Origin of the sequence: Dendrosporobacter quercicolus, from assembly GCF_900104455.1 — a bacterium.
In the GTDB taxonomy this organism is placed as follows: Bacteria; Bacillota; Negativicutes; order DSM-1736; family Dendrosporobacteraceae; genus Dendrosporobacter; species Dendrosporobacter quercicolus.
On sequence record NZ_FNHB01000001.1, the window covers coordinates 828,323 to 851,575 of the forward strand.

The 23,253-nt window shown below is 43.7% G+C and carries 19 protein-coding genes and 1 tRNA gene; 4 read left to right on the plus strand and 16 right to left on the minus strand.

The genetic code is table 11. The annotated features are described in order from the left end of the window. Positions 1–13: 13 nt before the first annotated feature. The 6 genes from BLR06_RS04040 to BLR06_RS04065 form a co-directional block, all read right to left on the minus strand. Positions 14–2,257 (minus strand): B12-binding domain-containing radical SAM protein, encoded by a 2,244-nt coding sequence (locus BLR06_RS04040; RefSeq protein WP_092068610.1) that lies wholly within the window; start codon positions 2,255–2,257, stop codon positions 14–16. 360 nt (positions 2,258–2,617) lie between these two features. Then, a complete protein-coding gene (locus BLR06_RS04045; protein WP_173812584.1) occupies positions 2,618–3,709 on the minus strand; it encodes a sugar diacid recognition domain-containing protein in 1,092 nt (363 codons plus the stop codon). 262 nt (positions 3,710–3,971) lie between these two features. Next, on the minus strand, positions 3,972–4,628 hold the full coding sequence (locus BLR06_RS04050; RefSeq protein WP_245698011.1) for a TerC family protein: 657 nt from the start codon (positions 4,626–4,628) through the stop codon (positions 3,972–3,974). A 353-nt stretch (positions 4,629–4,981) separates the two neighbouring features. Continuing rightward, positions 4,982–6,478 (minus strand): glycerol kinase GlpK, encoded by a 1,497-nt coding sequence (glpK, locus tag BLR06_RS04055; RefSeq protein ID WP_092068613.1) that lies wholly within the window; start codon positions 6,476–6,478, stop codon positions 4,982–4,984. A gap of 45 nt (positions 6,479–6,523) precedes the next feature. Then, the gene (locus tag BLR06_RS04060; protein ID WP_092068616.1) at positions 6,524–7,249 is read right to left on the minus strand and encodes an MIP/aquaporin family protein; all 726 of its coding nucleotides are present in this window, start codon (positions 7,247–7,249) and stop codon (positions 6,524–6,526) included. A gap of 335 nt (positions 7,250–7,584) precedes the next feature. Next, positions 7,585–8,157, minus strand: a complete 573-nt coding sequence (locus BLR06_RS04065; protein ID WP_092068619.1) for a glycerol-3-phosphate responsive antiterminator — start codon at positions 8,155–8,157, stop codon at positions 7,585–7,587. A gap of 132 nt (positions 8,158–8,289) precedes the next feature. On the opposite strand from BLR06_RS04065, the gene BLR06_RS19150 reads away from it, so the two are divergent. Continuing rightward, positions 8,290–8,532, plus strand: a complete 243-nt coding sequence (locus tag BLR06_RS19150) for a hypothetical protein (RefSeq protein ID WP_139164433.1) — start codon at positions 8,290–8,292, stop codon at positions 8,530–8,532. Positions 8,533–8,691: 159 nt separating this feature from the next. On the opposite strand, the gene BLR06_RS04070 is transcribed toward BLR06_RS19150, so the two are convergent. Together BLR06_RS04070 and BLR06_RS04075 are read right to left on the minus strand one after the other, a co-directional pair. Next, positions 8,692–9,249 carry a peptidoglycan recognition protein family protein gene (locus tag BLR06_RS04070; RefSeq protein WP_245698012.1) on the minus strand — a complete coding sequence of 186 codons (558 nt, stop codon included), beginning with the start codon at positions 9,247–9,249 and terminating at the stop codon, positions 8,692–8,694. A gap of 159 nt (positions 9,250–9,408) precedes the next feature. After that, a complete protein-coding gene (locus BLR06_RS04075; protein ID WP_092068625.1) occupies positions 9,409–10,020 on the minus strand; it encodes an acetate uptake transporter in 612 nt (203 codons plus the stop codon). Positions 10,021–10,970: 950 nt separating this feature from the next. On the opposite strand from BLR06_RS04075, the gene BLR06_RS04080 reads away from it, so the two are divergent. Together BLR06_RS04080 and BLR06_RS19400 are read left to right on the plus strand one after the other, a co-directional pair. Then, entirely contained in the window at positions 10,971–11,735 is a 765-nt protein-coding gene (locus BLR06_RS04080) for a TSUP family transporter (RefSeq protein ID WP_092068628.1), read from the plus strand. Positions 11,736–11,815: 80 nt separating this feature from the next. Beyond that, on the plus strand, positions 11,816–11,983 hold the full coding sequence (locus BLR06_RS19400) for a hypothetical protein (RefSeq protein WP_173812586.1): 168 nt from the start codon (positions 11,816–11,818) through the stop codon (positions 11,981–11,983). 768 nt (positions 11,984–12,751) lie between these two features. On the opposite strand, the gene BLR06_RS04090 is transcribed toward BLR06_RS19400, so the two are convergent. From BLR06_RS04090 to BLR06_RS04100, 3 genes are all read right to left on the minus strand, one after another. Then, the gene (locus tag BLR06_RS04090; protein ID WP_092068634.1) at positions 12,752–14,263 is read right to left on the minus strand and encodes a CoA-acylating methylmalonate-semialdehyde dehydrogenase; all 1,512 of its coding nucleotides are present in this window, start codon (positions 14,261–14,263) and stop codon (positions 12,752–12,754) included. 532 nt (positions 14,264–14,795) lie between these two features. Continuing rightward, entirely contained in the window at positions 14,796–16,754 is a 1,959-nt protein-coding gene (locus BLR06_RS04095) for a sigma-54-dependent Fis family transcriptional regulator (protein ID WP_173812587.1), read from the minus strand. 457 nt (positions 16,755–17,211) lie between these two features. After that, a complete protein-coding gene (locus BLR06_RS04100) occupies positions 17,212–18,228 on the minus strand; it encodes a Bug family tripartite tricarboxylate transporter substrate binding protein (RefSeq protein ID WP_245698013.1) in 1,017 nt (338 codons plus the stop codon). Positions 18,229–18,633: 405 nt separating this feature from the next. Between BLR06_RS04100 and BLR06_RS04105 the strand changes: the two genes are divergently transcribed. Next, entirely contained in the window at positions 18,634–18,993 is a 360-nt protein-coding gene (locus BLR06_RS04105) for a cupin domain-containing protein (protein WP_092068640.1), read from the plus strand. A gap of 298 nt (positions 18,994–19,291) precedes the next feature. Here the strand turns inward: BLR06_RS04105 and BLR06_RS04110 are convergent. The 5 genes from BLR06_RS04110 to BLR06_RS04130 all read right to left on the minus strand — a co-directional run bounded on the left by BLR06_RS04110 (position 19,292) and on the right by BLR06_RS04130 (position 23,239). After that, a tRNA-Ala gene (locus BLR06_RS04110) sits at positions 19,292–19,367 on the minus strand. Between the two features lie 124 nt (positions 19,368–19,491). Then, entirely contained in the window at positions 19,492–20,409 is a 918-nt protein-coding gene (locus tag BLR06_RS04115; protein WP_092068643.1) for a chemotaxis protein, read from the minus strand. A 147-nt stretch (positions 20,410–20,556) separates the two neighbouring features. Continuing rightward, complete coding sequence (locus BLR06_RS04120; protein WP_092068646.1) at positions 20,557–21,435, minus strand: CvfB family protein; 879 nt, start codon at positions 21,433–21,435, stop codon at positions 20,557–20,559. A 10-nt stretch (positions 21,436–21,445) separates the two neighbouring features. Further along, positions 21,446–21,793, minus strand: a complete 348-nt coding sequence (rsfS, locus tag BLR06_RS04125) for a ribosome silencing factor (protein WP_092068649.1) — start codon at positions 21,791–21,793, stop codon at positions 21,446–21,448. 468 nt (positions 21,794–22,261) lie between these two features. Further along, positions 22,262–23,239 (minus strand): LCP family protein, encoded by a 978-nt coding sequence (locus tag BLR06_RS04130; protein ID WP_092068652.1) that lies wholly within the window; start codon positions 23,237–23,239, stop codon positions 22,262–22,264. Between the last annotated feature and the right edge of the window lie 14 nt (positions 23,240–23,253).

Consider the following 23,253-nt stretch of genomic DNA (forward strand, 5'->3'; position numbering starts at 1 on the left):
TGCGTTTGTAAAATTATGATATCTGCTCCAAATTGGACATGCCCAATTGTTTTTTAGCCTCATCCAGATTCTTTACCAGCTTGGGATAATGAGCGCTATTTGTATCGTAAATTACCAGGCTTTTTTCGATCTCCTTAATTAGATTAACCATGGCTCGCCAAGCACTTTCCAGGCATTTTCCATAATCGCGCGAACCTTGTTCCAGGCATTGAACCATATTATCCATTAATTCCAGGAATATTTTTGCGTTTTCATCTACCATTTTTCGCGAAAACAATAGTGCTTGGTGCTTCAATTGCTCGTTGAACAATTCTTTGGTGGAATATTTCAGTACTTGAAAAAGTTTACCTGTTTTCGCCCCAAATTCCAGAACGGTATTCGCGAAATAGGCCATATCCTGAGAAGCGTATTGATAGGTGTAAACCAATTCATAATAATCCACGCCTGTGATCAGCCCCTTCTTTTTCAACAAATGCAACATAGGCGTATCGAATAGGACGCACAGATCCCGGTGAGGCCAGGTATTGGCCTCTAACAGGTTGTATGTTTTATAAAAGTTCACATTTTCCTTAATATCCTGCAAATTCATTAACGGATCAAACATTATAAACCCGGCATCCAGGGCAATTTCCAGTTCCCTTACCACCTGAATAGCCAGTATAACATCCTGTATAGTGTCTTTGCGGTTAAATCGTTTTCTTTGCTCTTCAGACGCCGCTTCAATCCCAATATAAAGCCTCTTCAGCCCACAGTTCTTCATGTAGTGGAGTAACTCTTTCATCTTTTGATTTGTCCCGGCTTGCTGTTCATCCGCCTTCGCAATAATAAGCGGATTGGTAAATATCCGGAAGGCTGCCTTGACTCCATATTTTTCCGAAAGCTTCCGGATTGCGTTCGTAATTTGGCTGGCTCGGGCAATTAAGGCATCATTTCTCCCGCCGAAAAATTCATTATCTACAAATTCCAGTTCATGGACGCCGCGACTAAGAAGAAATTCAATATTGGTTATGACACGGTCAACTGGCACCGGATCCCATTTGCTGTGAGGTCCCTGCGCGCAAAAGGTACAATTGAACCGGCAACCACGGGAAGCTTCCAGCATGTGTGAAGACCCCGGATTGACTTCAAATTGAACCGGCGGGTAAATGACAAGGCTTGCATCGTATCTGCGGGGATTATGCCGAATGCAGCCCGCTTCATCCCGCCATACGGCATTGGGGATGGCGGTAATGTCGCATTGGTTTCTTTGATATAGAACCACCTGTCTCATGCTTTCTTCGCCATATCCCAATATAACCATGGACTGTTTCGGTTCTCGCAAAAATTTTTCAACAAAATATGAACTGGCATAAGTGGGCACCGTATTGCCGTAAAGGATAAGAGGGGCCTTGCTTGTACCTGCTTTTTTCCGGTAGGCACTTTCAAAGATCTCATGGATTTTTAGCGTTCTGATTTCAAGACTAAAGCCGATTACATCCGGCTTGATTTGCTCAACCAACACCAGTGCGTCCGGAATTTCGGAAACGTCGAAAATCCGGATATGACTGCACTCCACTTCATTGCCGTATTCTCCAAGGAGATCGCCTATCAAGGTTTCAACCGACAAATTATTCCATACATCCTGATGCCACAAAGAAGCGTAGGAAATAAACAAAAAGCGAAGCGGCAAAACGGTTTTTACTTCCGGAACCGCCAGCATTGCTTTTACATTTCCTCCTACACGCAGCAGTGCCAACTGCTCAATGGCATGTTTATAAATTCGTTTATCGTGAACATGGGCATCCAATAAGTCCAAAAATGTTTGATTTAGGTATCCCCCAAAGGATTGTTTCCGGATATAATGAACCTGTTGTAATGTAAGACCGCTCCCCGGTACTTGCTCGTTTATTGCAGCCAAATGAGCCAACACGCTGTTGTACTCTGCCAGACTAAGACGGCATGTCCCAGTTCTGATGGCATCGCTTAATAATGTCAGCAACTGATCCAGCAAGGTCCAGCAATCTTGTGAGAAAATGGTCTCGTAATACCACTGTGTCATCCTGATCTCGCTGTTATCATCGAAAAAAACAAACCATTTCTTGTTTCCCACTGAGAAATAGGATTGGTCAGTTTCATAGACCCGCAATGCGTAGGTATTAACTGGCCCTACCTTGTATGGGGTTTCAAGGTATTTTTCATCCAGAGACTGCAATTGATATTCCATAGGAAAAAGGCTATGTAGCTGGTCTGGATTTTTAATCAAAAGAAAAGTTTTCACCAGGACTTTCCTCCTTGATATAAACTTTGGTTTTAGAAGGTTGCATGGTACAAAGGACTTTAAACCTTCCAGAGTTTTTTAAACGGATTCTCACCTTTTCCTGTCCACCCCCATTGACTATGGTCTGCAGTGCTTGGATTATTTTATTTACTAGTTAAAGTACTGCATCTATATGGAAATCCCTTTAAAAAATTGAAAATAATTACATTTTTTTCATTTGACTGCTTTCCATTTTACCTCAACCGGGTAATGCACCCTTTTTCCCATAAAAATACACCTCTCATGTTGTATGGTTTTTCTCATACGGCATAAGAGGCGCCTTTTTTCTTTAGTGCCCTACTCTCTAAGGGATCAGTTAGTTTACCAGATACGTTTTTTATTTTTTTTGTTCGCCAGTGGAATTTCAGCCGCTACTTCCGTTCCGGCTCCCGGCAGCGACTTAATCGCAAAGATGCCGTCAAACAACTCCACCCGCTCTTTCATGCCAAATATCCCCAGCCGGGTACCACTCTTTGACGTAAAGTCGGGATTAAACCCAATACCGTTATCACTGACTGTCAGACACAGTCTTTGACGCTGCCGGCGTAATTTAACCTGTACGTGGCTGGCTTGGGCATGCTTGGCAATATTCGTCAGAGCTTCCTGCAAAATCCGGTACATCGTAATTTCAATCTCCGGCAGAAAGCGCTGTTCACGGCTCAAATTGACAAAATCAATATCGACGGCAATCGGATATTGCTGGCAATAGTGATCAACATATTTCTGAGCTGCCACGATTAAGCCTAAATCATCCAGCAACAAGGGACGCAGTTCAACGGCAAGATGATGAACAGCATCCAGCGTGCGGGCCACCAAATCACGCATTTGCATAATTTGCTCCCGTTCAGCCTTGCTGGTCACCACTTCAGCCAGCACGCGCAGGCCGACAATAATGGATGTTAACGACTGACTTGTCTCATCATGCAGCTCACGGGAAATCTTTTTACGTTCTTCCTCCTGAATACTGATAATCTTATTGACAAAGATGGTCTGCAGCTCCCGCTTTTCCTTTAACGCGATCATCAGCTTTTCGCGATTGGCATTTGATTCCAGAGCAGCCTCAACAAACCGGGCCGCCAGCCGGGCATAAGGCGCTGCCGTTTCAGGATCACCGGTTACACCGATTACGCCTACACAGCGGTCGGCAAAAATGATCGGAACATTAACCCCCCGCCGTACACCGCGCATTCTGATCTCATCCTCAGCACTTACGGAAAACTCCTGAATATTGCCTGAAGTCAGGCGCTGTGCGGCGGCTTCATGGACCTGCCCGACTCTTTCCTTGCTAAAAGACGCCAAAATAACACCACGATCATCCGTAATGTTGACATTTTTCTTAAGTTCACTGGCCACGATATCCACCAGTGACTGCGCGAACTTAGGATCCAGGCTTTGAAAGTCTTCTCTATGCACGACACCACCGCCCTTGTGGATATATTAAACTTCATCTTTAATATTAGCTTTTTTGCTTTATTCCGTCAATTAGCTCCTGCATTCGGCTACAGCCTAACCTTACCGTAGGCCACCGTTCCCTGCCCTGTAATAAAAACTTTATGTAAAAATTATTGTCATGAATTGCCAGTTCCACACAGCCAACAATTAAATATGTTCCTGTCGTTGCCTTCTCCTAAAATGAAAATATCATAATAATGCCGGCCAATGAAGGCTGGCTTTATTATGATATTCGCCGCTGCTTCGCTGAAAAACTGCTCAATATAAATACCAGCGCGGCAAAAGCTACTGAAACAGCTTCTGTCATCCAGGGATAACCGGCCAGGAATGGTGCAAGTTTTTGATCTTCAACAATCATCCCGCCGGCTGTCCAGCCTAAAAATGCTGCACCAACCATAATGATAACCGGCCATTTCTCAATCAAACGGTGAATCAGGCGGCTGCCCCAGAGAATGATAGGAATACTGATTCCCAGGCCAATCACCAATAGCGATATATTGCCCTTGGCTACCCCGGTAATAGCGATTACGTTGTCCAGGCTCATTACGACGTCGGCAATGATAATTGTCCGGACAGCCTCACCTAAGCTGCTGGCAACTGAAATACACGCCTGCCCGCTGTCCTGTTTAGCCAGTTTTACGGCAATCCATAATAACAAAACGCCGCCAAGCATTTGCAGGTACGGAATCTGCAATAAATAAACCGCCAGAAAAGTTAATACAATGCGCAGCACGACTGCCCCTGCCCCACCTAAAATGATCGCATACTTTTGCCGACGCGGCGATAAATTCCGGCTTGCCAGGGCAATGACCAGCGCATTGTCGCCACTTAACACCAAATTAATTGTCACTATGCTGATTAATCCAACAATAAAATCCATAATGATCACCATCTATATAAATTCGGATTATTATTATTGCCGCAATATGCTACAACGATGTTGGTATTAATAGCCAGGTAATTATTTTACTAGATATACTTTGATACTATTCCGGCAGTAACACAAGTATTCTCTCTATTGGCTAGCGGCGACGCCTGCCATTAGCCGTTCAATATCCGTGCGTCCTACCGCACTGCTTGATCATCCCTTCACCACGGTCCGGTCCTTACTGCAACGATTGTCCCTGAGCCGGCCAACTTGACGGTAATAAAAAACAGTCCAAAAGCGTCCGCCTGCCGGCAGACGCTCAACTTGGACTGTCTCCTTAATCCCCTCCAGCCATATTCAAGAAATTATTCATCCCAATCCATCGCCCGCTTGACGGCTTTCTGCCAACCGGCATAAAGCTTATCGCGTTCTTCCGGAGCCATTTGCGGTTCAAACCGGCGGTTAAGCTGCCAGTTTTTAATCAACTCTTCCTTACTGCTCCAGACGCCGACAGCCAGACCGGCCAGATACGCCGCGCCCAGGGCCGTGGTTTCAATAACCTGCGGACGGTCTACCGGTACATGTAAAAGATCGCTCTGGAACTGCATAAGCAGATTATTGGCAACAGCGCCGCCATCTACCTTCAACGCTTGCAGCTTAATGCCCGAATCTGCTTCCATGGCTCCCAGAACATCTTTGGTCTGATATGCCATCGAATCCAGTGTCGCCCGAATGAGATGAGCTTTGCTGGTGCCACGCGTTAAGCCAAAAATGGCGCCGCGGGCTTTCATGTCCCAATAGGGTGCTCCCAGACCGACAAAGGCTGGAACGACATATACACCTTCAGCATTGTCAACCTTTTGCGCATAATACTCTGAATCAGGAGCTGCTTCAATAATTTTCAAACCATCGCGCAACCATTGGATGGCCGATCCCGCCACAAAGATACTTCCTTCCAGCGCATATTCGACCTTGCCTTCAATGCCCCAGGCAATGGTGGTAAGCAGCCCGTTCTTAGAACTGTACAGCTCACTTCCGGTATTCATCAGCATAAAGCAGCCGGTGCCATAGGTATTTTTCGCCATGCCCGGCTTAAAGCAGGTCTGACCAAACAATGCTGCCTGCTGGTCCCCCGCCGCTCCGGCAATTGGTACAGATGCACCCATGAACACAGCCGGGTCGGTATGCCCGTATACTTCACTGGATGGGCGAACCTGCGGCAGCATGGAAGCCGGAACAGTAAGCGCTGAAAGAATTTCCTCATCCCATTTTAATTCCCGGATATTATACATGAGCGTACGTGATGCATTGGAATAATCTGTTACATGAACTCTGCCGCCGGTCAATTTCCAGATCAGCCAGGTATCCATTGTGCCAAATAATAATTCACCGGCATCCGCTTTAGTCCGTGCTCCAGCCACATTATCCAAAATCCATTTGACTTTAGTGCCTGAGAAATAAGCATCCACCACCAGACCGGTTTTTTGCCTGATCATCGGCTCCAGGCCTTTTGCTTTTAGCTCGTTGCAGATATCCATGGTCTGACGGGATTGCCACACAATCGCATGATAAACAGGTTTACCGGTATTTTTATCCCAAACTACTGTAGTTTCACGCTGGTTTGTGATACCAATGGCAGCAATATCCGTTAGCGCAATGTCGGCTTTAGCCACCACCTCGGCCACCACTCCGATTTGAGTGCTCCAGATTTCATCCGCGTTATGCTCCACCCAGCCAGGTTTAGGAAATATTTGCGTAAATTCCTTCTGGGCCACTGCAATAATGTTAGAGGTTTGATCAAACAGAATAGCTCTTGAACTTGTAGTACCCTGGTCTAAAGCCAATACATACTTTTCACTCATATCCGCCACTCCCTTATTGTATTTTGGTTGGTCAGCAAGTTACGCTTATAAAAAACCGCCTGCTCTGGCAATGAAGTAGGCAACAATTGCCCCAGCCATAGGTCCTGCAACAGGAATCCAGGCATATCCCCAGTCTGAGCGTCCTTTTCCGGCAATCGGCAAAATAGCATGAGCAATACGCGGTCCAAGGTCGCGAGCTGGGTTTAAAGCGTAGCCGGTAGGACCGCCCAGCGATAATCCCAGCCCCCAAACCAGTATACCGACAAGATATGGTCCGACTCCCGGAGGAATAGCGCCGGTAGGCTTGGAAAAGATAGCAAAAATCATGAGTACCAGCATTGATGTAGCAATAATTTCACATAACAGATTTGCACCGGTATTGCGGATAGCCGGCGCTGTGCAGAAAACGGCCAGCTTAGTCCCCTTATCCTCAGTGACCTCCCAGTGCGGCAGAAAGGCCAGCCAGGTAATGGCAGCGCCGGCAATACCACCCAGCAATTCAGCTCCCATGGTGGCAATTGCCTCGGAAACGGTATAAACCCCAACAAAGGTCTTGGCCAGGGTCACTGCCGGATTTAAATCAGCCTGCGGCGCTCCGGCCGCATTGGCGGTAAATACACCCAGCATAACAGCAAACCCCCAGCCTGCAGTAATCACTATCCAGCCGGAGCCTTCAGCTTTGGACTTTGACAATACGCAGTTTGCCACAACGCCACAACCAAAAATCATTAAAACCATCGTTCCCAAAAATTCACCGAATAAGTTTGTCATAAATCTGCTTCCCCCTTTTCATATTTAGCCTTAAATGCTTTCCTTTCATTATTCTCCAAGTACAGCTTAATCATCAGCCCCTTTACTAGACAATGAGACTTAGTTCGAACGTCTCCAGGGACTTAGCCGTTGTCAGATCCTGTTTCTCGCCAGCGGAAAGTCAATTTAGTCATTAACTAAATAACAAAGTTGGGCTGGACATAGAAAAGAAGCCCAAAACAAATCTAGCCTTCAGCTAAATCCACAATGAACTTCTCTTATATCTCTCGTCCAATATATTTACTTATTATAGCATATTATACATTTGTCGCAATATTCCTGCAAATTATATTTTTTTATTTCCATAATTCACGCCGGCTTGTACTAACTGCGTACACACCCTTTTGCAATGCATTTTGAACATCTTCGGCGGTATAGAGCAAGCCGCCGGCCAATATTGGCACTCCGGTTCTTTGAGAAAGCTCTTGAACAGCCTGAATCGGTACCGATGCCGGCAGGATTTCCACTGCATCAGGTTTACAGCCCTGCAACAGGTTGATACCTGATTTCAAAGCCTCAGAATCCATGAGAAACAAGCGTTGAATGACAACCATACCTTCTTCTCTGGCATGCTTAACCAATTGGGGTTTGGTTGTAAGCGCACCAGTAACGCCCATGCGCGCCAAAAATTTAATCCCGGCTTTATCTTTGCCTATTCCCCCTAACAAATCAAGATGGATCAGTATTCGCTTATTAAATTTTTTTGCCTCAGCCAGCAATTCAGGCAATACGATAATATCGCCAAACAGCAATATAATGCCGGGTACCTCAGTTTGGGCCAGAGCCCACTTAAAATCGCTATACGTCCGTACTCCGGGCACAACTGATCCGGCAGTAAACAATCGTTCAAAAATCGACCCTTGTCCCATGTTTTTAATCTCACTTATCAAGAATTTCTATGTTCTATCTAGTATTTATTCGGCTAAATTCAAAATATTCCTTTAAATCTTTCAATAAATACCATAGCAAAATCCCTGAAAAATTGCCTTGGAAAATCATTTTTGGGAAAACTAAGTGCAAGAGGTGATAGACAGGCTGCAAAATCATTTCCTAAATTTTATGATAAAGAGGTGATCTTTATGGATAATCGCCCTGATCAAATAATATCAAGCGATGACGCACAAGCCAATACTGACCGGCCTGATACGGCAAAAAACCAACCTGTTGATAACGGCGCAGACCCGGCTTCCGTTGCTGAAGATAACTCTCTATATACCTCAGGAACCTCCGAAATGCCTGCATAAAGCTAGACCCCTGAATTGTTACTGACGGACGGTTTTCCGTAATACTGCAATACTGCGTTGTCGTCAATCGGCATAGCCATTCACTTGCAGTTTCAAGATTGGCGCAGTACTGGCACGATGAAACCGGGGCGGTTGATCCCCCCCGTTTCATCATGGGCACTAAAGGCCATTATAGTAATACCATAGTCCCTTGCCTCTTAATATATTTCCTCCGGAACCGGGTTCATCGCCGGCTTTTACCACCCAGAAATCCCATCGCTCAGTCGTTGTATTCGGTCCATAAGGTTCATGCCAGCGGGTATCTCCATCTAAATTATCAGCAGCTTCCGCATGGGTCATCACAGATTTGCCGTCAATAGGAATATCCAGCGTTTTTGCCAGAACTGCAATCACCTGCGCAAGCGCTTCTATTTGCTGATCAGTTGGAGGTTCCGGTCCAAGATCATCAACAGAACAGGCATTGTATGCACAAGCTGCGACAATGGAAACTGCACCGCTATTACGGTGATAAGTGTGAAGTTTATATTCATTAAAATCATCAGTACTTACAAAAAGCTCGCCATTTTGACCAACATTTATATGATAATCGTCAAAATACTGCTCATAATGCCCTGCTGACCAGTGAAGATATAGCTTAACCGTACGCCCTATATTTTCGGCGACCTTCTGTAGTCCTGGCCTGGCCTGTTCTGCCAGCGCTTCCAATTCCTCCAGCATGATCTGCCTCATAACATCACTCCTTTTCACCGCCTCGCCTGATTATAATATAGTATGCAGCTCCGTTCCTTGTTGACCTAAAAAATTCCACTGCCTTATTTGCCGCATAGAAAAACCGCTCCTCCTTTACCCGCAAAGGAGGAGCGGCCATAACCGTTTTTATTTAAAAATACCGAAAGGCTTGCCGACAGGCAAGAAAATTCTCCCGAAGTGCTGGTTCAAAACCACTGCGGCCGAACCGTAAAAGGATAATAGCGAGATAAGCAATTCCGACCATGCGGCAATTGTGTGCGCAGTATGATTGGGACTAAAAGTATCTATTGCCAGAGTGAGTAATAAGACATCAATAAACAAAAAAATCGAAAAAAGCACTTTATTTGTTTCCATTGAACCAATCGTCATAAATAACGAAAAGATTAAGTAACCGCAAAAGGCAAAAGCCAGTTGCTTAGGATCAGCGTTTGCCGCTAAAGCGGGTCCGAAAGCGCCCAGTTTGATCAGCCAGCTGGCAGCTACGCCGAACCAGAAAAAGGCATATCCGCCAAACGCAGTAGCGCCGAAAATATTGTTATGCTTAAAATCATACAAACTGGCAATTAACTGAAGAATTGCCCCCAAAAAAATAGCCCAGGGGATGATGAACGCCACGCCTGTTGTAATTCCCAATTTTTGCGATGACGCTACAAAGGTGACCATGGCAAGTCCGAATAACCCCAGAGCCGAAGGGTCGGCGACCGTAATTTTTACTTTTTGTACATCACTGGTACTCAATCAAAAACCTCCTATTTCAAAAGTATTTTAAAAATATCATAAAAGTTCATTATATGTCAATTCATCTGCTTAAAATAATAATAAAAATCATTTTATTATTTATAAATTATCTGATAAACTTTTAATTAAAAAAACGCCTCAAAGGCGCTTTTTTAATTAAAACTGAATTAGCTTAAAATTGCATAGACTGATAAGCAAATACTATACACACTAATTAACCCTGTTACAATAATAATCGGATTCTCGAATAAATTTGAATTCACTGCACTCACCTCACTGTATAACTCAATATGTCTTATTTTGCCCATTTAAAACCATTTAAAACCATTTAAAATAAAATCTTTAACTGAAGTTAATATTCTTCCAAATTATTCCATTTCCTTTAATTTATGTAAATTTTTTACACCCCATTGAATTAATAGTGCTCAAGCAAGCTTAAATCATAATCTTACAAACCTCATTATCAATATTTATTATTTATAAATATAAAATATTTATTTATATCAATTATATATTATTGAATTAACTTAGTAAAGCCGCTTACAATAAATTTAGCATTTATTTCAGCAACAGCGTCCAATCCTTAGTCTATCTTTAGACAACTGAAGTATTTTTTTATATAATAGCATTATATGCTGAATTTAATCAGGCCGATTCATGTTGCTTGCTCTTTCCCTCAATGATGTGCCTTTTCAGTGCTGCCTATAATAAGCAGGACTAAAAGGAATGCAAAAACCAGACAATCAATATTCACTGGATTAGGGCTGATAAGGTACTAGCTTATGTCATTTAAAACAGGATCGCTGCAAGAATTTTTCCGGCCTGCAAGGCGAAGATTTGCGCAGCTCAGGAATCTGTAAAGCAACGAAGAAGACGGGAAAAGAGCTGCAAAAGTTGCCGCAGTTAACTTTCACTTAATGATCCTTGTTTGTAAAATCGGGGGGTATCCTATGGAACACATAAGTATGGAAATTCTGATTTTTTTATTGTCGGCAGGCTTTATTGCTGCATTCATCGACTCTGTTGTCGGCGGCGGCGGCTTAATTTCCGTGCCGGCGCTGTTAATGACAGGGCTGCCGCCCGGCGTTGTATTGGGCACCAACAAACTTGCCTCAATATGCTGCTCTTTGACCAGCAGCATGTCCTTTTTTCGTTCAGGAAAAATGAATATCGGATTAGTTAAATACCTTTTTCCGGTATCACTGCTCGGTTCGATTCTGGGAGCATATACAGTGAGGCTTATTCCACCGGAAATTTTAAAGCCGCTTGTTCTGACCATGCTGATTTTAGTGGCGGTTTATACGGTTTTAAAAAAAGATTGGGGCGATAAATCCACCTATACCGGAATTAACAAAAAAGCCGGCATATTAGGAGGTTGCGCAGCTTTTGCATTAGGCTTCTATGACGGCTTTTTCGGCCCAGGAACAGGCTCGTTCTTGATTTTTGCCTTTTTAATGCTTGGTTTTGATTTTGTGGTAGCCGCCGGAAACGCCAAAGCACTCAATTTGGCAAGCAACCTGGGGGCTGCCGCGACGTTTATGCTGGCCGGTTCCGTCAATTATATCTATGGCCTCACTATGGGCCTGGCAATGATCGTCGGCGCCATCGCAGGATCAAGATTTGCTATCGCCAAAGGCAGCGCTTATGTTAAACCACTATTTGTTTCAGTAACAACCTTGTTAATCGGAAAACAATTATGGGATTTCTTACAATAAATGTTCGTTTGGACGATATATCTGTCCGGCGGCTGCTGCCCTTGCCAGCACCAAAACAATCTATATTTAGGAGGCGGGTAATGAAAAGCACGTCCAGCATCGAAGAAGAATGTTTAAGCTGTCATGGAACCGGAAAAATCAACCAAAAGAAATGCCCTGCCTGTAATGGCACCGGAACTAGCCTGACTGAAGACGGGCAAAAACTACTTAAATTTTTAAGAGACAGTATAAGAACCTCTGAGCATTAGCGATAAATAAAAAAGCCGCCTGCCAACAGAAACGACTTGGTCACGACTATTTAAAAATTGCCATGCTGTATTTGCCTGAGGGAGAGGGTATGGTCAAATCAGCAAGGCAATTTGTTTAATTTAAGTATACTGGATAAATTCTTGGTACTTGTTAAATCAATATGAACTTTTGATTAAGATTTACCTTTAATTTTCAAGGACTTCGCAATTTGTGTTACTATCCTTACTTTTTCTGTTCTGCTATTTTTTCAGCAATACCGGATTCTTTTACTACTTTTATAAGTTTTTTCGTTTCTTTAAGCCATTTTTGAAAAAAGTCCTCGTGGCTTAAATAGTTAACTTCCATACCTAGCTATGTTGGCCTTAACTACATTTTTAACAAAAGCGTCTGGAATAACGGCGGCTCCCCTGATATGCTGTAATTCCTAAATCCGCTATGTTCCTCCTCGGCTGCGTTTCGAAGTACGTTCCGGCTAACCGGACCAAGAGATGGTGTTCGAATGAGTAAAAAATATTCAGACCTGGCAGCAGCAGCAAAGAACGGTATCAAGCGGGGCGGCTTTTCCGAAGAAGGCTGGCCGCTATAAAGCTCCGGCTTACCGGCTATTTTATACCCTGGAACATTTTTCGCGGAAAAAAAAGGGATATTTCAGCAAACCCCGCTGAAATATCCCTTTATCCTTGTATGTCCCGCTACTGTCGAGCAGTGCAAGCCCCTTGGGAAGCAACTGGGGCTGTTTGACAAACGACACCTGGCGGATAGAATATCTAAATTGTTCCATCCCAGGTAGAAACGGTTTTTTGTTTTCTTTCTTCCTCATTAAACCACTTTGTTGTTACATTTTTAGTTTGCGTATAGAATCTAACGCCGTCTTTGCCTAAGCAATGCAAATCGCCGAAAAATGAGTTTTTATGACCGCTAAAAGGAAAAACACCTACAGGTACAGGAATACCGACATTCACCCCAACCATGCCGCCATGAGTTCGTTTGGTAAATTCTCTTGCGTAATAGCCGTTTTGGGTAAAGATGACCGACCCGTTGGCATAAGGATTAGCGTTCATCGCCGTAATGCCTTCTTCAAAATTCTTAACCCGTTTAATACATAAGACCGGTCCGAATATTTCTTTCTGTCCGACCGTCATTTCAGAGGTAACATGGTCAAAAATCGTATGGCCGATATAAGCCCCTTTTTCATAGCCGGACACTTTAATATCCCGGCCATCCAATACAAGCTTGGCGCCTTCCTTGATACCCGTTTCTATCCAATTGACAATCGATTTCTTGTGGTCTTCTGTAACAACAGGGCCCAGATTAGTCGCTTTATCATAGGCGGGGCCAACTTTTGCTTCCTTGCAAAATTGAACCAGCAGTTCAACGAGTTTATCCGCGATGCTTTCCTGCACCACAACAACCGGAAGCGCCATACAACGTTCTCCCGCACAACCGAACGCCGCGTTAATGATACCCGCTGCCGTTCTCTCAAGCGGGGCATCTTCCAGCACCAGTGCGTGGTTTTTGGCTTCGCACAGAGCCTGCACCCGTTTACCGTGAGCAGCCGCCACAGAATAAATGTGCTTACCAACACTGGTTGAGCCAACAAAGGTAATGCCCCGTACATCCTCATGCGTAAGAAACAGTTCGGCTTCCACTCTGCTGCAGGTTACAACATTCACCACCCCGTCAGGAACGCCGGCTTCTTTGTAAATTTGAGCCATTTTGTATGCTGTCATCGGAGTCATGCTTGAAGCTTTCAAAACAATGGTATTGCCCGCAGCAATGCAAAGAGGGGCCATCCAGCCGAAGGGAATCATCGCCGGAAAATTGAAAGGAACCAAGCCCGCAAAAACCCCAACCGATTCCCGATATAAGGTGGTATCCACACCGTTGGCCGTATCCATCAGCGATTCTCCCATCAATAGCGACGGAATTCCGCAAGCAAGTTCTGTACCCTCTTTTGCTTTTAACACATCGCCCTGGGCTTCCAGCCATGCTTTCCCATTTTCAGTAGCAACACTTAAGGTAAGTTCATCCAAATTTTGCATAATAAGCTCACGAATCCGGTAAAGGATTTGCGCTCTTTTCATAGGGGGTGTATTTGACCAGGCAGGATAGGCCGTTTTCGCCGCCTCAATCGCCGCTAGAACCTCGGCTTTGGTACAACGCGGTGAATGAGCGATGACCGCACCTGTACTAGGATCATAGATTTTATCGTAATGCTCCGTCTTTGACTCAACAAATTGTCCATTGCAAAAATATTTGAGCTTAATGATTTCGCTCATTGTCATACCTCCAAAAGTATTATTTGCTAAATATTCCAAACAGTTATAACTGCTCTACTCCCGCATCCTTTATGGCTGCCGCAAGTACTGTCGACAACCTGCATGTTTAGGTCCAAGAGATTGGATGAAATGTTGCCTGTTTCCTAACCAGCCCCACGCCTCACCTCCAATTTCAGGTTCCAGACAGTCCTTCCATTCCTCAGAGCATAAACCTGTCCTTTAAGGTATAGCTGCAAAAACCATGCCAATATTGCCGTCTGTCATGAAAATGCCCTTCTGCTGTTGATTATTCTGCCTTTCTCCCTGCTTATCTTATTTGAATTAATTTTTTAACGACAAAAATTGTGCATTATTTAAGTTTATTGCACAATTTTTGTCCACAAAAATTGTGCAATAAACAATAAAACAGGCTAAACCCTTTCCGCCGAAAGGTCAGCCTGGTGTATAATGTTAAGCCTCATTTGCTTTAAACCACAGTCCATTCAGCAATAATTTGTTCGAATAAAAAGGATCCTCATTCCCAGTCAATTATTTATTTGTATTCCTTCAACTTATTGCGCAGTGTATTGCGGTGTATACCCAACAATTGAGCAGCCATGACATAATTATTGCCGGTTAGTTTGAGAACCTCCTCAATAGCCTCCCGTTCAATTTGCCATAATGTTTTTACTTCAGAAACTTTTCCTTTTTCCAATCCGGTGTTTCTAAATAGCTGATTTTTGGAAAAGCCGATTTCTAAACAATGTACGTCCAACATACCCGATTCACCGGAAATGATAATCGCCCGCTCAATCGTATTGCCAAGTTCGCGAATATTTCCCGGCCAGTCATAATGCATTAACGCCGCTAAAAAACCCGCCGACATTACCTTTTTCTTCAACCCCAGCTTTTCACAGTTAAGTACAATAATATGTTCCGCCAACAGAGGAATATCCTCCTTGCGGTTCCTGAGCGGAGGAATCTCTATGATAATGGTGTTAATTCGATAATATAAATCAAGCCGTATATGCCCTTGCCTGACTAAGTCCCCCAAATTTTTGCCGCTTGCTGCGATAATTCGTACATTGACAGGTAAAACAACATTTCCGCCGACTCTGGTGATTTTGTTTTCTTCCAGTACTCTCAATAATTTTATTTGCATCTCATGAGGGATGCTGTCGATTTCATCAAGAAATATTGTTCCGCCATCGGCAAGCTCAAACTTTCCAGGCATCCCGCCTTTTCTTGCCCCGGAAAAGGCGCCTTCATTATAGCCAAACAGTTCGCTCTCCATAAGTTCTGAGGGGATGGCGCTGCAATTAATACCGATAAAAGGCCCGCCGCGCAAAGGGCTGGCGTTATGGATCGCCTGCGCAAACAATTCCTTTCCGGTGCCGCTTTCGCCTTGAATGAGTACTCTGGCACTAGTTTGAGCAACTCTTTTGGCCAAGTCAATGGAGCGAAGAATTTTTTCGCTTTTCCCCAGAATATTGCCAAACGTAAATGTGGCGTAGGCGCCTACCATGCGATGAACCAGGCGATGCAGTTCTTTTTTTTCTTTGGTAATAATCAGCTTGCCAATCAATTCGCCTTCTTCATTAAATACCGACTGGATATTAATCAAAAGGCTGATATATTTATTGTCTCTATTTTTTGCGAGAACGCTTTTCTCAAAAAACTTGTTATCCGATTCCAATAGCTTTTCTAACGGCGGGTCGGAAAGCAAAACACGATTAACCGGTTGATCCAATAATTCTTGAATGGTATGCAGGCTATATTTTTGCAGATTTTTATTTAAATGCTTGACATTGTAGTTGTTATCCAGAATTGCCATGCCGTATTCAGAGCTTTCAATACAAGTATAGAGATAATTGTTGATTGAACGAAGTTGAATAGCATCTTCTATCGCCTTTGCCAGGGCAATGACAATTCCAAAGGTATGTTTTTGAATAAAGCGATCATCACCGCTTAAATTCAAAACACCTGCCAATTCGCCAAGTTCGCCGAATATTGGGGCCGCATAACAAGTCCAATCGTGATAATTGCTTGAGTAGTGTTCAGCACCCAATACCTGCACAGCTTCCTTATGCCTAATACAGAGGGCAATGGCCGTAGTACCGGCCACAGACTCCATCCGTTTTGCTCCCGGCCTGATAAACTCCTTTGCGGCCTCCCTCACCAGCTCCGGATTTCCTACAGCATCCAGCACATACCCTTCTTTGCTGGCAAGCAATCCGATGAACCCGGTCCCTTCAAGAATTTGAGCCAAAATGTCCAGATGAGGCTTGGCCACTGTAATCAGGAACTGGTTCCGGCTCAACACTTTATCAAACTTTTGAGAAGCTTCAACGTAATAGTTTTTACTGTCATAAGGATCAAGCCCCTGTGCCCGGCATCGTTTCCAGGACGCAAGTATCATCGGTCGAATAATGTCCGGAGCGCAATCACCCGTTTGCGTAAATTTTTCCCATTCTTTATAATAAGAATTTTTCATTCTATCGTAATTGTCCATATAACCCCCTACTATCTGCATGCCGCCCGGAACCTTCAAAGGCATCAGCATAGTATCACCATTGCTGATGCAAAGTTATCAAAAAACTAAGATTTAATAACTATTATCATAGATTTGCGCCAAAGATTGTGCTTATATTTTACATCAATTAAAGGGTTTACACAAATTGCGGGATAGATAGTTGAAATTAACTGCCAGACTCGCATAAAGAATCAATCCTTATTAGATATTTCCTACTAAATTGTCCACAACCAAATAAACCTCCGCTACCTCACCAGGCACACCCAAGCCTCAACTGCAAATGTTATCGATAAAATATTCCACAAATCAAAATGGGTAATGTGTGCCGCATAGTTCAAAACAAGATAAAAAGAAGCCTGCGAAACCTCGCAGGTTCTGTTATTTTAAGGCCTTATCCTCTAGCCGTTTTTAATTGTTTTTTGCCCTTGGATCTGCCTCACTTTTTCTGCGCTGCTATTTTTTCTGCAATTCCGGATTCTTTAACTACCTTCGTGATTTTTTTAGTATCAACAAGCCAATTTTTTAAAAATTCTCGATGTTCTACATAGTTGACTTCCATGCCTAGCTTTTTCATATTTTCTATGTACTCAGGATCATTCACTGTTTTTTCAAGCCCAGCTAACAGCTTAGCTTTTATTTCCGGCGGCATACCTTTATGAGCCGCAATGCCCACAAAGAAGCTGAATACCACATCTACTCCCTGTTCCTGAAAGGTGGGCGCACTGCTGAAAAGATAATCGTTCATTCGCTTTGCGGCTCCAACACCAATGACTTTCACTGCACCGCTTTTTACATGTTCTTGTATAGCAGGCGGAGCAGCAAACATTAACTGAACATGTCCGCCCAATAGAGCAGCCAATGATTCCGAGGCGCCTTTAAAAGGTACTTGATCCAAGACAATTCCGGTATTTTGCGCAATCATTTCGCCGACAAGATGATTTGCGCTCCCTAACCCGCTATGTCCAAATTTAATAGCGTGGGGATGCTGTTTAGCGTAATCCACTAACTCGGTTAGACTGTTCCACGGACAATCGGAACGAACAGCCGCAATAACCGGCAGCTCCATAATTTGCACTAGTGGATCAATGGCCGAAGGATAGTGATACGGGGTTGTCCCATAAAGCGACTGTAATAATGTGCTTGCATCCACTGTCCCTAAGGTATAGCCGTCATCCCCCGATTCCACCAACTCATTCCAGCCCAAAATCCCGCCGGCGCCTGGTACATTTTTTATGATGATATTCTGTCCCAGATGTTTATAAGCTACTTTCCCTATCGCTCTAGCCATCATATCGGAAGTACCTCCTGGGGCATAAGGCACAATCAGCGTAATTGCTTTCTCCGGATACTTCTCGGCAGCAGTCGCCAGCGTTTCTTTCGTTCCGCAGCCGCCAATCAGACCCACCGAGCATAATAACATTAAGGATAGCACAATTGATTTTCTCAGTTTCATAGCAGTTCCTCCCTTAATTCGTTTTAATTCGATTTTATACCCGATTACATAACGAACAATGTCATATTTTGTAAGGGAGAAAAAATAAAACCGATCAGCAAGGCTGCCAACCGGAACAATTCACTCCATTTCCCATCTTCATCAAATAAGAACACCTGCTTGTCATGTATCCGACAAGTATATCTCATGCCGCAGCCGCCGACTTTGTGATGCAGCCTGGCGCACGTCTAAAAATACGGTCTACCGAATATACCCGCCGCCAGTCCAACAGATACTGAGCGGCCTATTGTTCCGTCAGGTTTTGTTGGGTGCCGCCATAAGGTCTATTTTATCCCGATAAGAGATGAAGGGAGATATTATTATTCTATTGAATTAAGAGATAACAATAACGAAGGAGATGGTACCTTGAATAAGGTTAGTCTATCGCAGAAATTCAGCTCATTCAATGATTTCTGGAGTCCCAAAATAGTTGGAGAGTTAAACGATTCTCATATCAAGTTGGTAAAATTAAAAGGAGAGTTTGATTGGCACCATCATGATAATGAAGATGAATTATTCCTTGTAGTAAAAGGGCAACTGCTAATCAAATTTATAGATAATGAGATTTCGCTGAATGAAGGTGAATTTATTGTTATTCCTAAAGGAGTCGATCATCTTCCAGTAGCACAAGAGGAAGTTCAGGTTGTTTTAATTGAACCGAAAGGAACCCTGAATACAGGCAATGTGATAACAGAAAAGACGAAGCAAACATTAGAAACGATATGAAAATTGGGGTTATGGACGCCCATAATGCGCGCCGTTGGGGACGCAGGAAGGCCGCGGAAAAAGCTAGCAAGGCAACCTGCAATACTTATATACATGCCTTGGAGTCAACCGAAAATCAGTCAGCAGATGTTACGCAGAATATTTGAGATAGCCTAAAATAAACAAAACAGGCTTGAAATACTGTCCTTTTACATTGTACTTTATTAATTTTTGTCCATAATTTCAGCCTGTAGGTACAGACATAGGCGCATGTTAACATAATAAAAAGGTTTGCATCTCTGCAAACCCTTGATTTCTCTGGTGGAGATAAGCGGGATCGAACCGCTGACCTCTTGAATGCCATTCAAGCGCTCTCCCAGCTGAGCTATACCCCCAGATATACTGGCACATTATCGCATTCTTACGATCATGTGTCGTTAAGCTACCTTCTTATTATACACATTACATAGTAACTTTGCAAGCGTATTTATGAAAAAAAACCATAAAATTTATGATCGTTTATTGCAAAACCAGTTTATCCAGAAGGTCAATTAGCTGCCCAATTTCTGGCTTGGAAATTTGACCATCAGCGCCGATTGTTTCACCCTTACGACGCATTTCCTCGTTGATGAGCGAAGAGAAAATGACTACCGGGAGTTGCGTTAATTTTTGGTCATCGCGAATTCGTTTAAGCAAATGATGTCCGTCCATCTGCGGCATTTCTATATCAGTAATAATAATTGAAATACTGTCTTCCACCGGTTTATCTCCACGAGCAATCGCCTCAAGGGCATCCCAGGCTTCTTTGCCGTTGTGATACGGATAAATCTTACTATAGCCGGCCGAATGCAGTGTATCTACCAGCAATTCACGCAGCATTGGCGAGTCCTCAGCCAGCAAAATAGTTTTCCGGCCTCGTTCCGCCTTGATATCTTCCGACTTTTGCGGAACAGTGGTCAATTTTAAATTCATGTCCGGGTTAATATCAGCAATAATTTTTTCAAAATCCAGCAGCAGAACCATTTTGGCATCCATCTTGATAATGCCAACAACCATTGAGGATTCGCCAATCACCGGCGGTGGTTCCATTGCAGTCCACGAAACTCTGTGGATACGGGAAACGCCGTCAACCAAAAAACCGACAAAATAATTATTCAGCTCGCTGACAATGATATTTTTGGCTGTTGTATCTTCTCTCTCTCCCAAACAACGGGCTAAGTTTACAAGTGGCATTACCCGCCCGCGCAAGGTAAACATTCCGTCAACATAAAGGTGCGACTGCGGCATTTTGGTAACCTCTACAACATTGATCACTTCTCTGACCTTTGCTACATTTATGCCATAAGTTACTGCCCCGACATGAAATTCTACGATTTCAAATTCATTTGTACCAGTTTCCAGCAAAATACCCTTTTTGTCCAGAACCTTCTCACTCATATATACTCCCCCGGATACCATTTTATTGGCTTTTTCATTATTTAATTATCACTTTCGCCAAAATATGCCAAAATCCTGCGCTGACTGCAAAATTAGTAAAAGCCGCAGGCTTTATACTGAATTGCCATTATACAAAAAAACTCACTGTCAGGTTTCAGTGAGTTCTTGTTTGAGATAAGTCCAGCCTTCTTTCTGTTCAACAATCCCTTCTTTGATCAGTCGCCCGATAGCTCGCTTAAAAGCTGCCTTGCTCATATTAAGTTTGGCCTTGATTACTTCCGGTGATGTCTCGTCGCTATAAGGCATTTTACCGCCGCGACCATTCATTAATTCCAAAATTTTAGCCGCATCAACGGTAATTGCATCCTCTTTCGCCGGCCGCATTGACACATTAATTCGGCCGTCATCGCGAATATAGGTAATCCTGGCATTTATCTCTTCACCGACTTTAGGACGCTGCTGCATTTCCTGATTGTGCAAAAAGGCAATATAGCGTTCCTTGGTAAATAAAAATGCCCCTTGATCGGTAAAGTTATAAATTGCGCCGCTTACAAAATCGCCAACCTTAACATCTGTCGCCGGTTTTGCCGCACGCCTCAGTTCGTCCTCAACTTCCATGGTAACTGCCATTCGCCCCGACTTGTCGGTATAAAGCTTGGCCCAGACAGTTTCACCGGTCTTAACATTGCCTCGCATCCCGGCATAAGGCATGAAAATCCCCCGCTCGGCTCCTACGTCAGCAAACGCACCATCTTTCGTGGTGTTGATAATTTTAACTCTAGCCACTTGCCCCTCGCGCATTTGCGGTACCCGCATGCTGGCTGTTAAGCGGCCCTTTGGATCAAGATATAAAAAAACATTAACTTCATCGCCAACAGCAACAGGATGGGCCTGTTGGACTTTATGCAGCAAGATATCATCATTTGTATTTCCTGTTCCGGCATCCAAAAATGCGCCCAATTCGCTAACGCGCACCACTTTCAGCGTAGCAACGTTATTCGGCTTTAATTTGTCATTATTGCTCATCATATTACCTCTATTTATCATATGTATAGGATTTTGCATCTCCCCACAACCGCTCCAGATGATAAAAACGCCGGTCCTCTTCCACAAATATATGAGCAATGCAACTGCCATAATCCAGCAATATCCAACGCCCTTCGCGGTAACCTTCTTTATGCAGCAATTTAAATCCCTGTTCGGCTAATTTTTCTTCTATATTGTCTGCGATTGCTTTAACCTGTGTAGTTGAATTGGCGCTGCCAATGATAAAATAGTCTGTTATCAATGTTACGCCATCCATATCAAGAATCACAATATCCTGGGCTTTCTTGGCACTGGCAGCGGCAGCGATGAGGTCCGCCAATTGATTCAATTGAGTCATTATTGCCTCCTGTAAATTAAGCATTGCTATTGTTCATTATTTCATTCCAGCATTATTTTATTCTTCTTATTTGTCAAGTTTCCTGCAAAATACGACTAAAAACTTAAAAAGGCCCTTCTCTATAGTTTTGAAGCTATAGCATAGAGCAACACCTTCAATAAACCTCAGGCTTGAAACTGTTTTTTTATACCCGGCTAGTCAGCTCAGAGTTGCTGGCGGCAGGCACTGCGGAGCATAGTACCTGAGAGGGACTGGCAGAAAGCTTCCGTAAAACTGCTTGTCACGCAAAGGGGATGGCTTAACTGCTTTTTTGCAGTAAAACCATCCCCTTTCAATCGTGCGGTAACTCTAATTCCTGTGGATACTTGCGGATTATTGCCGTAAAGTTTCGTTGTCCTTTAACCTATCCAATAGGAACGGCTTCTGCGCTTCGATTGCAAAAACAGCCTGGCTGATAAACGATAGGTATTAGTTAATATTCGCGCTGCTATTCGAATAAATATCTTTCGTGAAAACATTATCGGTAAACATCCGTTCCACCAGCTGCCTGGTCTGTTCTTTATCAGGAATCCAGTAACTCAGACCATCAATAGTTGCAAACTGGCCTGGCAGCATTTCGGCCTGCATCATTCCATGTTTAAAGCCTTTAAGGCTATTGACCAGTTTAAGCACATCCATCATCGACATGTCGGTGGAAACATATTGATTCATTGTCGTAGCTAAAGCGGGGAGTTTTACAATTGTCCCTACCTGCATATATTCATCACTTAGTGCTTTTAAAAAACGTTGCTGGCGCTGCACCCGCCCGATATCGCCCAGCTCATCATGGCGAAAACGCACATATTGCCCGGCTTTGTCTCCATTCAAGTGCTGATAGCCTTTGGTAAGATGAATTTGCAAATCAGCATACGGATCCTCATAATCCATATTATTTTCTACATACAAGTTCACTCCGCCTAAAATATCGATTACTTTAATAAAAGCCTGCCAGTCAATTGTGACATAGTAATTCACCGGCAATTGTAAAAAGTTTTCGACAGTACGGGCCGCCAATTGAGGACCTCCATAAAAATAAGCATGCGTTATTTTGTCATAGCCTGCCCGTCCCGGGATGACCACCTGGGTATCGCGGGGAATTGACAACAAGTTTATCGCACCCGTTTCAGGATTGATACTTGCCACAATCATCGTATCTGAGCGCTTTGGCTTGACAGCCGCCTTAATTTGGGGTTCCCCATCATCCACGCCCATCAGTAATATATTCGTATTTTTATTAAATTTTTCGGCGGGCTGCTCAGTCATGGCCGGAGCAACAACTGCAGCCGGAGGGCGGAAGACAGTATAAACATAATGAGCAGCGCCAGTTGCCGCCATGACCACAGCCATAACAATAATGAATAATACCAATACTCTTGTCCAGCGAATTTTGCGCCGTCCGTTACTCATCACAGCCTCCTCCT

What these genes read in the sequence shown, in the direction of transcription:
- BLR06_RS04130 (WP_092068652.1), bottom strand. Translation starts at nt 23,239, where the DNA reads ATGAGTAACGGACGGCGCAAAATTCGCTGGACAAGAGTATTGGTATTA.
- BLR06_RS04065 (WP_092068619.1), bottom strand. Translation starts at nt 8,157, where the DNA reads ATGGGACAAGGGTCGATTTTTGAACGATTGTTTACTGCCGGATCAGTT.
- BLR06_RS04120 (WP_092068646.1), bottom strand. Translation starts at nt 21,435, where the DNA reads ATGAGCAATAATGACAAATTAAAGCCGAATAACGTTGCTACGCTGAAA.
- BLR06_RS04090 (WP_092068634.1), bottom strand. Translation starts at nt 14,263, where the DNA reads ATGAGCGAAATCATTAAGCTCAAATATTTTTGCAATGGACAATTTGTT.
- BLR06_RS19400 (WP_173812586.1), top strand. Translation starts at nt 11,816, where the DNA reads ATGAAAAGCACGTCCAGCATCGAAGAAGAATGTTTAAGCTGTCATGGA.
- BLR06_RS04115 (WP_092068643.1), bottom strand. Translation starts at nt 20,409, where the DNA reads ATGAGTGAGAAGGTTCTGGACAAAAAGGGTATTTTGCTGGAAACTGGT.
- BLR06_RS04080 (WP_092068628.1), top strand. Translation starts at nt 10,971, where the DNA reads ATGGAACACATAAGTATGGAAATTCTGATTTTTTTATTGTCGGCAGGC.
- BLR06_RS04050 (WP_245698011.1), bottom strand. Translation starts at nt 4,628, where the DNA reads ATGGATTTTATTGTTGGATTAATCAGCATAGTGACAATTAATTTGGTG.
- BLR06_RS04100 (WP_245698013.1), bottom strand. Translation starts at nt 18,228, where the DNA reads ATGAAACTGAGAAAATCAATTGTGCTATCCTTAATGTTATTATGCTCG.
- BLR06_RS04095 (WP_173812587.1), bottom strand. Translation starts at nt 16,754, where the DNA reads ATGGACAATTACGATAGAATGAAAAATTCTTATTATAAAGAATGGGAA.
- glpK (WP_092068613.1), bottom strand. Translation starts at nt 6,478, where the DNA reads ATGAGTGAAAAGTATGTATTGGCTTTAGACCAGGGTACTACAAGTTCA.
- BLR06_RS04060 (WP_092068616.1), bottom strand. Translation starts at nt 7,249, where the DNA reads ATGACAAACTTATTCGGTGAATTTTTGGGAACGATGGTTTTAATGATT.
- BLR06_RS04070 (WP_245698012.1), bottom strand. Translation starts at nt 9,249, where the DNA reads ATGCTGGAGGAATTGGAAGCGCTGGCAGAACAGGCCAGGCCAGGACTA.
- rsfS (WP_092068649.1), bottom strand. Translation starts at nt 21,793, where the DNA reads ATGACTCAATTGAATCAATTGGCGGACCTCATCGCTGCCGCTGCCAGT.